This is a genomic window from Streptomyces sp. NPDC101490 (assembly GCF_044767145.1).
Classification (GTDB): Bacteria; Actinomycetota; Actinomycetes; order Streptomycetales; family Streptomycetaceae; genus Streptomyces.
The window spans coordinates 63,189-77,686 of the sequence record NZ_JBIWNI010000030.1 but is presented as its reverse complement, the minus strand read 5'-3'; the positions used below and the strand labels follow the sequence as shown (position 1 = coordinate 77,686).

The following is a 14,498-nucleotide window of genomic DNA, read 5'->3' as shown; positions in this document are numbered from 1 at the left end:
AGGACGCCGCCGAACAATTTTTAGCCTCAGCCCCTGGACTCTGTCCGGGGGCTGAGGCATTTCCGCGTTCTAAACTATCGGGAAAGCCCCGCACCACGAGGTGCGGGGCTTTTCTGTGTTCACCGGCCGGGACCGGATAAAGGCGCGCAGGACGAAACGACGGAACCCCGGGCCACTCCCTTCAGGCCGGGGTGACCAGCTGGGTGTCGTACGCCAGGATGACCGCCTGGATGCGGTCCCTCGCTCCCGTCTTGGCGAGGACCCGGCCGACATGGGTCTTCACCGTCGATTCCGCGAGGTGGAGACGTTCGGCTATCTCCGTGTTCGTCCAGCCCTGACCGATGACGGTGAGGATCTCCCGTTCCCGTTCGGTGAGGGCCGAGAGGCGCGGATCCTCCGGGCGCGGGTCGTCCGTCGTCGAGGGCTGCGGCAGATGATGGACGTACGCGTCCAGGAGCCGGCGGGTCAGGCTCGGGGCGACGACCGCGTCACCGCTCGCGACCGCCCGGACGCCCGCGAGCAGCTCCTCCGGGTGGGCGTCCTTCACCAGGAAGCCGCTGGCGCCGGCACGGAGGCCGTCGTACGCGTACGCGTCGAGGTCGAAGGTCGTGACGATCAGGACGCGGGTGCGGTCGCCCGAGGCGACGATCCGGCGGGTGGCCTCGATGCCGTCCAGACCGGGCATCCTGATGTCCATGAGGACGACGTCCGGGCGGTGCCGGTCGGTCAGACGGACCGCCTCGGTGCCGTTCGCCGCCTCCCCGACGACCGTCATGTCGTCCTGGCTCTCCAGCAGCATCCGGAAGCCGAAGCGCTGCATCGGCTGGTCGTCGGCGATGAGAACGGTCGTCACGAGGGGGAGTCCTCCCGGGGAAGTCGCAGGGCGGTCCGCCAGCCGCCGGTCGGCAGGGGGCCGGAGTCGAGTGTGCCGTCGTAGAGCGCGGCGCGCTCCCGCATTCCGGTGAGCCCCTGCCCCCGGTGCGATGGCCCGGCGGGCGGCGGGGCGGTGCCGTCGGTGTCCGTGACCTCCACCCGCACCTCGTGCGCGGTGTGGGACAGGACGACGGTCGCCCGCGCGCCCTCGCCCGCGTGCTTGAGGGCGTTGGTCAGGGACTCCTGGACGATCCGGTAGACCGTCAGCTGGGCGCCCGGGGTGAGCGGGGGCGCGGCCGGTTCGCCGCGGAGGTCGAACCGTACCGGCAGGCCCGCCTTCCGTACGCCGGTGAGCAGTGCGTCCAGGTCGGCCAGGGTGGGCTGGGGAGCGCGGTCGGCCTCCGGGCCGTCGTCGCGCAGGACGCCGAGGAGACGGCGGAGCTCGGCGAGGGCCTCACGGCTCGTCGTGCCGATGGCGTCGAGGGCCTGGGCGGCCCGCTCGGGGTTCCTGGCCGCCGCGTACCGGCCGCCGTCCGCGAGACCGGTGACGACGGACAGGTGGTGGCCGACGATGTCGTGCATCTCCCGGGCGATCCGGGTGCGTTCGGCGGCCGCGGCGAGCCGGACCTCCTGGTCGCGTTCGGTCTCCAGGCGGCGGGCCCGGTCGACGAGCGCCGCCGTGTGGTCGCGGCGGGAGCGGACCGTGATGCCGAGGAGCGCGACCAGGGCGTACGCCCACAGGGCGGGGACCGCGTGCTGCTCCCAGCCGCCCCGGGGGTGGAGGACCGCGCCGGTCAGGAGCGGCGGCAGGAGCAGGACCGGGGCCCACAGGAGGGCGCGGGGCGGGCGGACCAGCGCGAGGTGGAAGAGCGGCAGCAGTTGCAGGTAGGAGGACTGGAGGAAGGCGCCCGAGGCGGCACTGACGAGGGCCGCGCAGGACATCACGGCGAGCATGGCCACGGGGTGGCGGCGACGCCCGTACAGGGGGAGGCTCAGGGCCAGGCTCAGGGTGACGACCGCCCAGACGGGGACGGTCCGATCGAGGGCGGTGGTGCGCCAGCCGCCGGACGCGTCCACGAGCGCCGCCACCGTCCAGACGAGCGTCGGCAGGGCGTCCCAGGGCCAGGGGTGGCGGGCGTCGGCCGCCCTGACGAGGGTGGTCAGACGGTGGACGTGCCCGCTGAGGCCCGTCGCTCCGGTACCGGTGTCCGTGGTCACGCCGTCATCTTCCTCATACGTCCCGGTGCTTGAGCAACAGGGCGGGCACCGCGAGGGCGGCGGCCGACCAGAGGAGCAGGGCGAGGAGCGCGGCCCCGGGGGAGGCGGTGCCGGGGGCCGGGGTGGCCGTACCGAGGGCGTCGGCGGCCTGAGCGGGGAAGTACCGGACGATCACGGCCGTCGTCCCGTAGGGGAGTGCCCCGAGGATGCCGGGGACGATCAGGACCCCGCCGACGAAGGCGCCGATCGCACCCGGCACCGAGCGGAGGGCGGCACCGAGACCGAGGGCGATCAGACCGAGGAGGGTGACGCCGGTCGCGTTGCCCGCGAGGGCGGTGAGGACGCCGTCGTCGGTAGCCGAGGAAGATCTGCGCGGCGCTGAAGGTCAGCAGGTTCGCCAGGAACGAGACGGTGAGGACGCTGCCGGTGAAGACGGCGGCCTTCGCCCACAGGACCGGCAGCCGGGTGGGGACGGCGGTGAGGGTGGCGCGGATCGTGCCCGTCGCGTACTCGCCCGCGGTCAGGAGGATGCCGAGGACGGCGAGGGCCACGGCGCCGAGCTGGGAGCCGTACAGGGTGAGGACGACGGTGTCGACGTCGGAGTCGCCGCCGCCGGAGGTGTACGTGGCGCCCATGAGGAGGCCGACGCCCAGCAGGAGCGCGACGGCGGTGCCGACGGCGGCCCGACTGGAGCGCAGGGTGGAGAGTTTGTACCACTCGGAGCGGATCACGCGCGCCTGGGTGAGGGCGGGGGTGGTGGTGTCCGTGGTGGGCGTCGCGTTCAGGGTGTCCGTGGTGCTCGCCGTCATGAGGGGGCTCCCTGGTACTCGACGGAATCGTGGGTGAGGGCCATGAACGCCTGCTCCAGGGAGGGGGCCCTGGGGGTGAGTTCATGGAGGGCGAGTCCGTGGGCGGCGGCCGTGCGGCCGATCTCCGGGGCGTCCGGCCCGGTGACCACGAGGGTGTCGGGGGCCTCCGTGGTGACCGTGGCGCCGGGCAGCAGGGTGCGCAGCCGGTCGGCCTCGGGGGTGACGACCCGGACGGAGGCGGTGCCGGAGCCGCGGACGAGCGCGTCGACGGTGGTGTCGGCGAGGAGACGGCCCTTGCCGATGATGATCAGGTGGTCGGCGGTGAGGGCCGTCTCGCTCATGAGGTGGGAGGAGACGAGGACGGTACGGCCTTCGGCGGCGAGGGACCTGAGGAGGGTGCGGATCCAGAGGACGCCCTCGGGGTCGAGGCCGTTGACCGGTTCGTCGAGGACGACGGTGGCGGGGTCGCCGAGGAGGGCTGCGGCGATGCCGAGGCGCTGTCCCATGCCGAGGGAGAAGCCCTTGACGCGGCGGTCGGCGACCCGGGTGAGGCCGCTGAGGCCGAGGACCCGTGCCACGCGCGCGCGGGGGATGCCGTGGGTGAGGGCGAGGGCCGTGAGGTGCTGGCGGGCGGTGCGGCCGGGGTGTGCGGAGCGGGCTTCGAGGAGGGCGCCGACGCGGGTGAGCGGGGCGCTGTGCCGGGCGTAGGGGCGGCCGTCGACGGTGGCGCGTCCGGAGGTGGGGGCGTCGAGGCCCAGGATCATGCGGAGGGTGGTGGACTTGCCCGCGCCGTTGGGGCCGAGGAAGCCGGTGACCGTGCCCGGCCGGACGGTGAAACTGAGGTCCCGGACGACGGTGGTGTCCCCGTACCGCTTGGTGAGGTTCTCTGCTCGGATCATGGGTCCGACGCTAGGGAGCGGCCGGGTGCCGGGCGTCCGACCGGGGGCGGGCGGTCCGGGGCGGGAGTGGTACCGGGGTACCAGGTGGGGGCGGGCGTCGGGTGGTCGTGGGGTGCCGGGCCGGCTGGCTGACCGGGTGGTCTGCGGGTGGTCGTGGGGTGGCTGGTGGGCGTACCGGGTGGTGTCGGGCGGGGGTCCCGCGGGGTGTCGGGAGGGTCGCCCCGCAGGGTGTCGGCCGGGTGTTCTCCAGGGGTGTCCCGGAGGGGGCGGGTCGGTACGGGGTGGGGTGTCAGGCGGGGGAAAAAGCCTTGTCAGAGGGGGGTGGGCGACGGAGGATCAAGTCATGGACCTTTCAATACGTGGCATCCGTGCCGACGAGTGGGAGCAGGGCCGCGAGATCCGGCTGGCGGCGCTCCGGGACCCGATCGCGCACCTGGCGTTCCTCGACACGTACGAGGCGGCCGTCGAGCGGCCGGACGCCTTCTGGCGGGACCGGGCCGAGGGGGCGTCCGGGAGCGGGGACGGGAAGACGCGGCAGTTCGTGGCCGAGGCTCCGGACGGGCGGTGGGTCGGCACGGTGACGGTCCTGGTGGAGCGGCGCGCGGACGAGCTGCGTTTCGGTGAGCCCGCGAAGGCCGACCAGACGCATCTCGTGGGGGTCTATGTGCGGCCCGAGGCCCGTGGGACGGGTGTGATCGACGCGTTGTTCCGGACGGCCGTGGAGTGGTCCTGGGCGCTCGTGGAGCCGGTCGAGCGGGTACGGCTGTACGTCCACGAGGACAACGCGCGGGCCGCGGCCTTCTACCGTCGCTTCGGCTTCGTGTCGACCGGCGACCGGGTGGCCGTGCCGGGGCACGACACGGCCATGGAGAACGAGTACGAGCTGCGGCGGGGGGCGGAGGTCTAGGGCGTGTTTCAAGAGGAGTGCCGTCTGCCCGGCAGGCAGGCGGGACTTTTGAAACACACCCTTCAGACGGGCGGACGCTTCGGCGGGCGGTGGCGGCGGTTCGGCCGTCAGCGGGTGGGGGAGGTCTCCGGCCAGCGGGCGCGGGCCTGTTCGCGGGAGCGGAGCAGGGCCAGGGTCGGGAGGCCCTGGTCGTGGCCGGCCGCGAGGAGCTCGGGGAGCTGGGGGATCGGCGCCACGGCGGCGACGTCGTCCAGGACGAGCGTCAGTGGTGGGTCGAGCCGACCGTCGGATGACCGTGCGGCCATGCGGCGGCCGTGCTCGACCACGCTTGCGGCGAGGGCCGTGAGGAGCGGCATCGCACCGGGGTGGGTGCGGGGATCCTCGATGGCTTCCCCCACCACGTAGAGGGTGCCCCCTTCGGGGAGGAAAGATGCCAGGGACAGGGAGTCCGTTCGATTGGACGTGCAGGCGTCCCTGATGTGCACCGAGGACAGCGCGGCGAGCGCACGGGCCGTCAGTTCCTGTGCCAGGCGGCGGCTTTCCGGGTGGGCCGTGAGGGCGGATTCGAGGAGCCCCGCGTGGCCGGAGGCGGCCTTGGGATGGCTGCGGAGGATGCGGACCGGTTCATGGGCGCCCGCGCCCTGGGCCCAGCGGTGGACCTGGCGGAACGGGCGTCCGTCGACGGCCGCCGCGTGCAGCCAGCAGCGCAGGAGGGTCTCGGCGGTCTCCGCGGTGGCCGCGTCGAGCCGCGCGTGCGGGCGGACCGGGGCCAGCAGGGCGGTCGCCCGCAGATGGGCGGTGGCCGGGTCCTCGCAGTGCTCGGACGGCGACCAGCGCAGCCGCGCCGGAGTGTCGCAGAGGTGTTCGGGGTCGTGGACGAGGACCGGGCCGAGCTTGCCTCGGGCGTCCTTGGTGGCGGACCAGACGGCGGGGTCGGAGGTGACGACCAGGACGGCGCCCTCCGCGTCCAGGACCGCCTGGACGGCGGCGGGGCGGCGGGCTTCCGGAGGCCCGTAGAACGTCCGCGAGGAGCCCGGGGGGACGGCGGCCGGGGCCGTGGTGGGTGGAAGGGCCGGAGGGGCGGCCGACGGCCCGTGTCCGGCCGCCGGGCTCCGGGGGGCCGGGGTCGCGGTCCCCGCGAAGGGCGGGGTCTCCTCGGGGTGCCGCCGTACGGGTCCGGGCCCGGGACGGTGTGCCGCGGGCTGTTCCGGTGCCGGGTGGCCGGGTGCGGGCCGCCGGGTGTCCCGTAGGGGGTCCGGGGTCCTCGTGGTGTCCCCCGCGGGCCGGGAGCGGTCCGGCGCCGGGCTCCGGGCGTCCCCTACGGGTGCCGGGGGCCTGGTCTCCCGTACGGGCTTCTCCCAGCGGGTCTCCGGGGCCCCGGACGGCCCCGGGAAGTCCCGTACGGGCTCGGGGGTCCTGTGGGGCGGCGGGCTCTGGTGGGCGCCCGTCCTCCGGTTCGCCCTGACCGCGCGCCAGCGGGCCAGGGTGCCCAGGGCGAAGACCGTGAGGACGAGGAGGACCATCGCCTCGCCGATCAGCAGGCCCCAGAACAGGCCGTGCCCCGACAGCTGGTCCTGCGGGGTTCCCGGCCAGGCCGCCGCGAGGTCCGTCGGGGCCGTCGCCAGGGAACGCAGGGCCGAGGGCGTGCCCATGAAGCCGACCCCGCGGGGCCAGGCCCCGTGGGAGAGGAGCCCGGCCAGACCGGTCGCCGTCCACACCAGGACCGTGAGGCAGAGGAGGAGTCCGAACAGGCCGAGCAGCAGCCCGTCGGAGACTCCTCCCCCGCTCTTCCTCGGCTGCTCCATCTACGCCACCGTCGACTGCGAGGTGCCGTTCATCTGCTGCTCGACGAGGATCGCCCGTTGCTCCGTCTCCCACTCCAGCTCCGGGTCGGTGACGGACGACTCGGTCATCGCGCGGTCGGTGTAGACCAGGGGGCGTTCCCGCTCGGTGATGAGGTGTTTGACCACCTGCACATTGCCGTTGACGTCCCAGACCGCGATGCCGGGGGTGAGCGTGGGGATGATCTCCACCGCCCAGCGGGGCAGGCCGAGGACCCGTCCCGTGCCGCGTGCTTCGTCGGCCTTCTGGGCGTAGATGGTCCGGGTGGAGGCCATCTTGAGGATCGCCGCCGCCTCCTTGGCCGCCGCTCCGTCGACGACGTCGGAGAGGTGGTGGACGACGGCGACGAAGCTCAGGCCCAGTCGGCGGCCGAACTTCAGCAGCCGCTGGAACAGCTGGGCGACGAACGGGCTGTTGATGATGTGCCAGGCCTCCTCGACGAGGAAGATGCGCTTCTTCCGGTCGGGGCGGATCCAGGTGTGCTCCAGCCAGACGCCGACGATCGCCATGAGGATCGGCATCGCGATGGAGTTGCGGTCGATGTGGGAGAGGTCGAAGACGATCAGGGGGGCGTCGAGGTCGATGCCGACGGTCGTCGGGCCGTCGAACATGCCCCGCAGGTCGCCGTCGACCAGCCGGTCCAGGACGAGGGCGACGTCCAGTCCCCAGGCCCGTACGTCGTCTATGTCGACGTTCATCGCCTCGGCCGACTGCGCCTCGGGGTGGCGGAGCCGTTCGACGATGTCGGTGAGGATCGGCTGCCGGTGGGTGGTGTGCTCGATGACATGGGCGTGGGCGACCTTGAGCGCGAAGCCCGCGCGCTCGTCGAGGCCGTGTCCCATCGCCACCTCGATGATCGTACGGAGCAGGGCGAGCTGTCCGGTCGTGGTGATCGACGGGTCGAGCGGGTTCAGACGGATGCCGGAGTCGTTGGCGACCATCGGGTCCAGGCGGATGGGGGTTATCCCCAGCTCCTGCGCGATGAGGTTCCATTCGCCGACGCCGTCCTCGCCCTGTGCGTCGAGGACCACGACCTGCCGGTCCCGGAAGCGCAGCTGGCGGAGCACGTACGTCTTCTCCAGCGCGGACTTGCCGTTGCCGGACTCGCCGAGGACCAGCCAGTGCGGGGCCGGGAGCTGCTGCCCGTACAGCTGGAAGGGGTCGTAGATGTACCCCTTGCCGCTGTAGACCTCGCGGCCGATGATGACGCCGGAGTCGCCGAGGCCGGGCGCGGCGGTCGGCAGGTAGACGGCCTGGGCCTGTCCGGTGGAGGTGCGGACGGGCAGCCGGGTGGTCTCCACCTTCCCGAAGAGGAAGGAGGTGAAGGCTTCGGTGAGGACGGACAGCGGATCTCGCATCGGTCTGTGCCCCTTCGGCCCTAGCGGCGGATGCCGGTCGCGAACGGCAAGGTGTTCACAAAGGCCCGGTGGTGCTCGCGGTCGCACCACTCCAGCTTCAGATAGGACTTGCCGGCGGAGGCTCTGATCGTGCGCTTGTCGCGTGCCAGGGCTTCGGGGGAGCGCGACGACACCGTGATGTACCCGACGAGGTTCACTCCGGCGGCGCCACTGGCGAGGTCCTCGCCCCGCTGGTCGAGCCTGCCGTGGGCCGCGATGTCGCGCGGGTCGACCGTGCGGTTCATCTTGGCGGCGCGGCTCGCGTCGGCCTCGTCGTTGGTCTTCTCGGTGAGCATCCGCTCGATGGCGACCTCGGTGGGCTCCAGGTCCATGGTGACGGCGACCGTGCGGATCACGTCCGGGGTGTGGACGAGCAGCGGGGCGAGGAAGTTGACGCCGACGGGGGTCATCGGCCACTCCTTCACCCAGGCGGTGGCGTGGCACCAGGGGGCGCGGGTGGAGGACTCGCGGGTCTTGGCCTGGAGGTACGTCGGTTCCATCGCGTCCAGCTCGGCGGGCCAGGCGTTGCGCTTGGTCATGGCCTGGATGTGGTCGATGGGGTGGTCGGGGTCGTACATGGAGTGCACGAGGGAGGCGAGGCGGGACTGGCCGAGGGGCTGGCGGACGCGGATGTCGGCCTCGGCGAGGCGGGCGCAGATGTCGGTGAGTTCGCGGGCCATGACGACGGCGAGTCCGGCGTCCCGGTCGAGCCTGCGGGCGCCGGAGGCGTGCCGGGCGGCGCGGGCCATGGCGTTGCCCTCGGCGGCGAGTTCCCGGGTGTAGTGCATACAGGCGACGAGGTAGGCGCGGTGCTGCTCGCTGGAGGTGGAGACCATCGACTGGAGCTGGTCGTAGGACTCCTGGAGCCAGGCGGGGGCGTGCGGGTCGCCGCGCTGGCCGACGTCCTTCGCGTGCGCGTCGGGGTCGGCGGGCAGGGTGCGGGCCAGCATCTGGATGCGGGTCACGAAGCCGTCGCCGTTGGCGACGTGCTTGAGGAGGGTGCCGAAGCGGTCGACGAGGGCTTCCTGGTCCTCGCTGTCGCGGAGGCCGACGCCGGGGCCCTCGATCTCGATGGCGGCGGTGACGGTGCGCCGGTCGGCGTGCAGGAGAACGGCGATCTCGTCGGGGCCGAAGGGGGCGGCGAGCCAGCCGATGCCGCCGATGCCGGGCGGCGGGCCGACCTCGACCTCGCGGCCGTCGAGCCGGGTGCCCGCCTCGACGGTGACGGAACGGTAGGCGGTGCCGCGCTTCAGCATCCGCTTGTAGCTGCGGTTGATCTCGAACCACTTGTAGAACGTGCGGTGCTTGTACGGGAGGTACACGGCGGCGATGGCGATCATGGGCAGACCGGCGAGGAGGGCGATCCGCAGGGGGAGGACGGGGACGAGGAGTCCGCTCATCATGCCGAGGAAGGCGCCGACGATGATCAGGGCGATCTCGCCGGTCTCGCGGTTCTTGCCGACGATCGCGTTCGGCCGGGCGCGGCCCACGAGATACGTACGGCGGGGCGTGACCGGTGGGGACTGGGTCGTCAACGCCCTGCACCTCCAGAGTTCTTGCGGTTGCTGTGCGGGGTGCCCGCGGTGGGGCTGCCGCTACGGGGCGGGGGCGGGGGTGTCGCCGCGCCGCCGCGGCTGCTGTGGGCGGCCATGCCGCCGGACATGGGGTTGGCCGCGCGGGCGGGCTGGCCGCCCTGGCCGCCGCCGTCGCCGCGGGAGCTGTGGGTCTTGATGCCCTGGGAGACGAGGGAGGCGGGGGATGAGATGACGGCCGCCGCGCTGTTCTCGCCCGCGCGGTGCAGGCGGTTGTTGCGGGAGGCGGCGATCTCGTCGCCGAAGCCGGGGACGAAGCGGTAGATCATCGCGGAGGCGAAGATCGCGAGGAGGATGATCGCGAGGCCGGAGACGACGGCGGAGAAGGAGTCGGGTCCGGTGCCGGAGGAGAGCGCGCCGGCCAGGCCGAGGACGATCACGATGATCGGCTTCACCAGGATGACGGCGATCATGATGCCCGCCCAGCGGCGGACGTGGCCCCACATGTTCTTGTCGACGAGCCCGGAGTAGACGACGACGCCGAGGAGGGCGCCGACGTACAGCAGGACGGCTCGGAGGAACAGTTCCAGGTACAGGACGCCCGCGGCGAGGACGGTCACCAGGGAGACGATGATCAGCATGATGGGGCCGCCACCGATGCTGTCGCCCTTCTGGAGGGCCTCCTTGAAGCTGCCGAAGAAGATGTCGGTCTGCTGGCCGGTGCCGGAGGCGATGACCTCGGTGACGGCGTCGGTGGCGTTGACCACGGTGTAGAGGATCAGCGGGGTGAACGCGGAGGCCAGGACCGTCAGCCAGAGGAACCCGATGGCCTCGGAGAGCGCGGTGGCCAGGGGCACGCCGCGGATGGCGCGCTTGGCGACGGCGAGCAGCCAGAGGAGGAGGGTGAGGAAGGTGGCGGCGGCGAAGACGATGGCGTAGCGGCCGAGGAACTGCATGTTGGTGAAGTCGACGTCGGCGGTCTCCTTCACGGCTTTGGAGAGGTAGTCGATGGTGGCGACGGCGGCGTCGGCGCAGCCGCGCGCGAGCGAGGACAGCGGGTCGAGGGCCGCCGTGGGTTCGGTGGGGGGTGTGGCGCCGCCGGACTGGCCGCGCTCGCACAGTTCCCTGGCCTGGCCCACGATGAGGGCGCAGCGGCTGTCGGTGGGGCTGGGGGTGGGGCCCGAGGGGGTCGGGGTGGGGGCCGCCTGGGCGTACGAGGAGAGGATGAGGGGGACGGCGAGGAACGCGGCGGTCAGCGTGGCCGTCGTACGGCCCGCGAGGCTGCGGCTAGCGGGCATAGGTGAAGCCTCCGTATTCCTCGACGGCCTCGGCGATCTCGTCGGCGACGGACGCCCGGTTGTCCCCGTTGACCGGGGTGGGGCCCTCGGTCTGGCTGGACGAGCTGATGCGCCAGTCGCCGTCGACCCAGGTGAGCTTCTGTGTGAGCGTGAACCAGGTGGAGGTGACGGGCTTGGTGGAGCCGGTGCCCGCGAGGCCGACGAGGCCGGTGCACCAGACGTCGACCGTCGCGGTGGTGGCGGTGTGGTCGCGGACCTTGGAGCCGACCGGGACGGTGCGGGAGACGAAGGTCAGGCCGCTGGGCGCGAGGCCGTTCGCGTCGAGTCCGATGCTGGTGAGGAAGTCGGCCGTGTAGGAGGCGTCGAGCCGCTTCAGCAGGGCGTCGGTGACGGCGGGGTCGTGGGTGGCGCGGACGATGTCCGTGCGGGGGCCCCGCTGGAACATGTCCACCGAGCCCAGGGCGACGGCGTAGTTCGTGGCCGCGCTCTGGGCGCCCTGGGTGTCCTGGGTGTGGCCGGTCGGGATCTGGCCGTTCTTGCCGGTGACGGGGCGGACGCCGGTGGCCGTGGTGGGGGCGGCGCGGCCGGGGCGGTCGGAGACGGGGCCCGCGGTGGCGGCCGGTTCGCCGCCGCCGCGGTTGGCGAAGGCGATGGCGGCCACGAGGAGGACCACCACGCCGACGACCGTGAGGAGGGAGCGGGAGCCGCGCGGGGGCCTGCGGGCGCCGCCGTGGAAGTCGCCGCCGTTGCCCTCGGGCAGGCGGGTCCGGGTCTGGCCCGAGCCGCCCACGCCGCCGAAGCTGTCGTGCTCGTCACCGGGACTCATGCCGGGAACGCCCCCTCACTGGTTCGCGGTACGGGCAGTGCTGCAACGTGACTGGACATCAGGGAACGCAATCTCAGGGGGACGGGTCCGACGGGGAGTCAGACGGCCATCCCGTACACGATGGTGAAGAGCGTTCCCAGGGAGCCGATGATGAAGACTCCGGTCAGTCCGGCCACGATGAGGCCCTTGCCCTGTTCCGCGCTGAACGTGTCGCGCAGGGCGGTCGCGCCGATGCGCTGCTTGGCCGCTCCCCAGATGGCGATGCCGAGGCAGAGCAGGATGGCCACGGCCATCACCACCTCGATCATGATCTTCGCCTCGTTGCCCAGGCTCCCGAAAGGGCCCCAGTTGGGGGCGATTCCACCGATGATGGTGGTGATGTCGCCCTTCTCAGCCGCCAGGTACATGTAACTCACCGCCCGTGTGGGGTAGTTGTTTCACCCCTGCCGAACGGCATGGGTCATCGCCCTATCTTCGCTGATGAAACCGCTCGCGTGTGACGGCTTGACGGCTCTCTTTACCCGATCCCCGCACATGTGACCGGCTCGACCGCCTTGACCTGCGGTGGTGTGGCCGGTTTCCATGCAAAGAAGCGTATGGTCACTCTGTGTATCACGGGGGGTGACTCCGGGCAATGATTGTCGTTGTTGCACTCTTGGGGCGGCGCCGGGACCGGGGTGATCGGGGGTCGCGCAAACGGCCCGCGGGAGGGCCTCGCGGCCTAGACTGGCACCCGGGGCGTACTGGCATGGGCCGAGGGGTGGTTGACGGTGCGTAGGGCGGGCAAGGCGTGGGCGGTGGCCGGCGGGGCCGTCGGGGTCTGTCTCGGCTTCCTCGCGCTGCTCGTCATCGGTACGTACTCGGCGGCGGCCGGGATCGCGGGCGCCACGGGCGGTGCGAACGGCCCGGTGGCCCTGGCCAAGGGTTCGGTGCCCGCGCTCTACCAGGGGCTCGTCCAGCGCTGGGGGAACCTCTGCCCCGCCATCAACCCGGCCCTGCTCGCCGCCCAGCTGTACCAGGAGAGCGGCTGGAACCCGAGGGCGGTCTCCTCGGCCGACGCCCGGGGCATCGCCCAGTTCATCCCCAGCACCTGGGCCGGGCACGGGCTGGACGGGGACGGGGACGGGGACCGGGACATCTGGGACCCGGCGGACGCGATCCCGTCGGCGGCCTCGTACGACTGCGAACTCGCGGGGTACGTCAAGGACGTTCCCGGCGACCCGACGAGCAACATGCTGGCCGCGTACAACGCGGGCGCGTACCGGGTGATCCGGCACGGCGGCGTCCCGCCGATCAGCGAGACCCAGAACTACGTGCGGATCATCCAGTCCCTGGAGAAGAGCTTCGCCCGGCCGGTGGGCCGGGTGGACCCGTCCCGGCAGGCGGCGGACGCCATCGGGTGGGCGCAGCGGAAGCTCGGCACCCCCTATCTGTGGGGCGGTACGGGAACGGCCGCGCAGAACGGCCGGTTCGACTGCTCCGGGCTCACCCAGGCCGCGTTCGACAGCGTCGGCATCCGGCTGCCGCGCGTGGCCAACGACCAGTACAACGCGGGGCCGCACCCCTCGCGGGAAGAACTGCTCCCGGGGGACCTGGTCTTCTTCTCCGACGACCTGACCAATTCCCGGGCCATCCGGCACGTCGGCATCTACGTCGGCGGCGGGTACATGATCGACGCGCCGCGCACCGGGGCGGTGATCCGCTTCGACCGGATCGACACCCCGGACTACTTCGGCGCGACCCGGGTCACCAAGGAGGGGGCGGCGGCGCTGCCGACCCATCTCCCGGGAGCCTGACCGGAGGAGACGGGGCGTCGGATCCCGCCCCGAGATGGCCGGAACTCTCCGTCATGCGCTGGCCCTGAGCTGCGGTGGACCGTCACTCTTCGGTAACGTCCTCATGATCCACCGGAGAGAGCGGAACGCGCGCCTCAGGCGACTCGTTCCCTGATCCGACCGCTCTGACCACGGGGGTGGACGACACACACGAGAGCAAGGGGTCCGCGGCAGATGGCTGTACGCGCATCGGACGGTTCGAACCCCGATGTCGGGCTGCTCTACGACATCAACGGGCTGACCAGGGCGGCCCCGCCGTGGTCCGACCGGGTCATGGCGTTCGTCGGCGAGTACGGCATCCTGCTCGCGCTGGTGCTCGTGGTGCTGTGGTGCTGGTGGAGCGTCCGCCGGCGCGGCACCCCCGCCGACTCCGTCTCCGCCGCCGCCGGGCTCGTCTGGGCCCCGCTGGCCGCCGGGATCGCCCTCCTGGTCAACATCCCCATCCGTGACTTCGTCGAACGCCCCCGCCCCTTCAAGGACCACGAGGGTCTGGAGGTCCTCGTCGCGGGCAAGACGGACTTCTCCTTCGTCAGCGACCACGCCACCCTGGCCATGGCCCTCGCCGTCGGAGTCTTCGTCGCCCACCGGGGATTCGGCCTCGCCGCCATCGGCCTCGCCCTCGCCGAGGGCTTCACCCGCGTCTACCTGGGCGTCCACTACCCGACCGACGTCATCGGCGGCCTCGCCCTCGGCACCGCGATCGCGCTGCTCCTCGCCCCGCCCGCCCTCGCGCTGCTGACCCCGCTGCTCTCCGCCGTCGCCCGCTCGCGGCGCTGCGCCCGGCTGGTCCGCTCCCGCCGGGCCCCCGGACTCCGGTGCGCCGGGACCGTCGGCATCCCCGAACCGCGCCTGGGCGGCACGGGCGTCGGCCCGGGGCACAACGACCTCGCGGCTTAGGGCGTGCTTCGAAAGTCCCGCCTGCCTGGCGACGCCTGGCACGCACGCTCGCCGCGTTGTCGGGATCACCCCGATACATCCAGTATCGGGGCGACCCTCCGCCTTGCGATCGCACGCACCAGACGCCGCCAGGCCTGCCCTCCGGGCAGACGACGCCACTTTTGA

At 72.6% G+C, this 14,498-nt stretch carries 12 protein-coding genes and 1 pseudogene; 3 read left to right on the top strand and 10 right to left on the bottom strand.

Translation table 11 applies throughout. The features are described 5' to 3' along the window. Positions 1-181 precede the first annotated feature (181 nt). The 4 genes and pseudogenes from ACIRQY_RS32740 to ACIRQY_RS32725 form a co-directional block, all read right to left on the bottom strand. Positions 182-853 (bottom strand): response regulator transcription factor, encoded by a 672-nt coding sequence (locus ACIRQY_RS32740; RefSeq protein WP_351793872.1) that lies wholly within the window; start codon positions 851-853, stop codon positions 182-184. Then, the gene (locus tag ACIRQY_RS32735) at positions 850-2,091 is read right to left on the bottom strand and encodes a sensor histidine kinase (RefSeq protein WP_403931719.1); all 1,242 of its coding nucleotides are present in this window, start codon (positions 2,089-2,091) and stop codon (positions 850-852) included. Before ACIRQY_RS32735 ends, ACIRQY_RS32740 begins: the two co-directional genes overlap by 4 nt. Positions 2,092-2,104: 13 nt before the next feature. Beyond that, a pseudogene (locus tag ACIRQY_RS32730) lies at positions 2,105-2,900 on the bottom strand (ABC transporter permease). After that, the gene (locus ACIRQY_RS32725; RefSeq protein ID WP_403931716.1) at positions 2,897-3,799 is read right to left on the bottom strand and encodes an ABC transporter ATP-binding protein; all 903 of its coding nucleotides are present in this window, start codon (positions 3,797-3,799) and stop codon (positions 2,897-2,899) included. Before ACIRQY_RS32725 ends, ACIRQY_RS32730 begins: the two are co-directional and overlap by 4 nt. 343 nt (positions 3,800-4,142) lie before the next feature. Here ACIRQY_RS32725 and ACIRQY_RS32720 point away from each other — a divergent pair, with 343 nt between their 5' ends. Further along, the gene (locus ACIRQY_RS32720; RefSeq protein ID WP_403931714.1) at positions 4,143-4,706 is read left to right on the top strand and encodes a GNAT family N-acetyltransferase; all 564 of its coding nucleotides are present in this window, start codon (positions 4,143-4,145) and stop codon (positions 4,704-4,706) included. Positions 4,707-4,813: 107 nt separating this feature from the next. On the opposite strand, the gene ACIRQY_RS32715 is transcribed toward ACIRQY_RS32720, so the two are convergent. The 6 genes from ACIRQY_RS32715 to ACIRQY_RS32690 all read right to left on the bottom strand — a co-directional run bounded on the left by ACIRQY_RS32715 (position 4,814) and on the right by ACIRQY_RS32690 (position 12,008). Continuing rightward, positions 4,814-6,511 (bottom strand): type VI secretion protein, encoded by a 1,698-nt coding sequence (locus ACIRQY_RS32715; RefSeq protein WP_403931711.1) that lies wholly within the window; start codon positions 6,509-6,511, stop codon positions 4,814-4,816. Continuing rightward, a complete protein-coding gene (locus ACIRQY_RS32710; RefSeq protein ID WP_351793890.1) occupies positions 6,512-7,906 on the bottom strand; it encodes an ATP-binding protein in 1,395 nt (464 codons plus the stop codon). 20 nt (positions 7,907-7,926) lie between these two features. After that, positions 7,927-9,480 carry an SCO6880 family protein gene (locus tag ACIRQY_RS32705; RefSeq protein ID WP_351793893.1) on the bottom strand — a complete coding sequence of 518 codons (1,554 nt, stop codon included), beginning with the start codon at positions 9,478-9,480 and terminating at the stop codon, positions 7,927-7,929. Further along, on the bottom strand, positions 9,477-10,775 hold the full coding sequence (locus ACIRQY_RS32700; protein WP_403931708.1) for a hypothetical protein: 1,299 nt from the start codon (positions 10,773-10,775) through the stop codon (positions 9,477-9,479). The genes ACIRQY_RS32705 and ACIRQY_RS32700 overlap by 4 nt, the downstream gene beginning before the upstream one ends. Then, on the bottom strand, positions 10,765-11,601 hold the full coding sequence (locus tag ACIRQY_RS32695) for a hypothetical protein (RefSeq protein WP_351793899.1): 837 nt from the start codon (positions 11,599-11,601) through the stop codon (positions 10,765-10,767). The genes ACIRQY_RS32700 and ACIRQY_RS32695 overlap by 11 nt, the downstream gene beginning before the upstream one ends. A gap of 98 nt (positions 11,602-11,699) precedes the next feature. Next, positions 11,700-12,008, bottom strand: a complete 309-nt coding sequence (locus ACIRQY_RS32690; RefSeq protein WP_030221046.1) for a hypothetical protein — start codon at positions 12,006-12,008, stop codon at positions 11,700-11,702. A 363-nt stretch (positions 12,009-12,371) separates the two neighbouring features. On the opposite strand from ACIRQY_RS32690, the gene ACIRQY_RS32685 reads away from it, so the two are divergent. Further along, positions 12,372-13,397: an NlpC/P60 family protein gene (locus ACIRQY_RS32685; RefSeq protein ID WP_403931729.1), complete on the top strand. Its 1,026-nt coding sequence runs from the start codon at positions 12,372-12,374 to the stop codon at positions 13,395-13,397. A gap of 213 nt (positions 13,398-13,610) precedes the next feature. After that, positions 13,611-14,333: a phosphatase PAP2 family protein gene (locus ACIRQY_RS32680; protein WP_403931704.1), complete on the top strand. Its 723-nt coding sequence runs from the start codon at positions 13,611-13,613 to the stop codon at positions 14,331-14,333. The last annotated feature ends 165 nt before the right edge of the window (positions 14,334-14,498 follow it).

What these genes read in the sequence shown, in the direction of transcription:
- ACIRQY_RS32725 (WP_403931716.1), bottom strand. Translation starts at nt 3,799, where the DNA reads ATGATCCGAGCAGAGAACCTCACCAAGCGGTACGGGGACACCACCGTC.
- ACIRQY_RS32695 (WP_351793899.1), bottom strand. Translation starts at nt 11,601, where the DNA reads ATGAGTCCCGGTGACGAGCACGACAGCTTCGGCGGCGTGGGCGGCTCG.
- ACIRQY_RS32710 (WP_351793890.1), bottom strand. Translation starts at nt 7,906, where the DNA reads ATGCGAGATCCGCTGTCCGTCCTCACCGAAGCCTTCACCTCCTTCCTC.
- ACIRQY_RS32700 (WP_403931708.1), bottom strand. Translation starts at nt 10,775, where the DNA reads ATGCCCGCTAGCCGCAGCCTCGCGGGCCGTACGACGGCCACGCTGACC.
- ACIRQY_RS32715 (WP_403931711.1), bottom strand. Translation starts at nt 6,511, where the DNA reads ATGGAGCAGCCGAGGAAGAGCGGGGGAGGAGTCTCCGACGGGCTGCTG.
- ACIRQY_RS32680 (WP_403931704.1), top strand. Translation starts at nt 13,611, where the DNA reads ATGGCTGTACGCGCATCGGACGGTTCGAACCCCGATGTCGGGCTGCTC.
- ACIRQY_RS32690 (WP_030221046.1), bottom strand. Translation starts at nt 12,008, where the DNA reads ATGTACCTGGCGGCTGAGAAGGGCGACATCACCACCATCATCGGTGGA.
- ACIRQY_RS32720 (WP_403931714.1), top strand. Translation starts at nt 4,143, where the DNA reads ATGGACCTTTCAATACGTGGCATCCGTGCCGACGAGTGGGAGCAGGGC.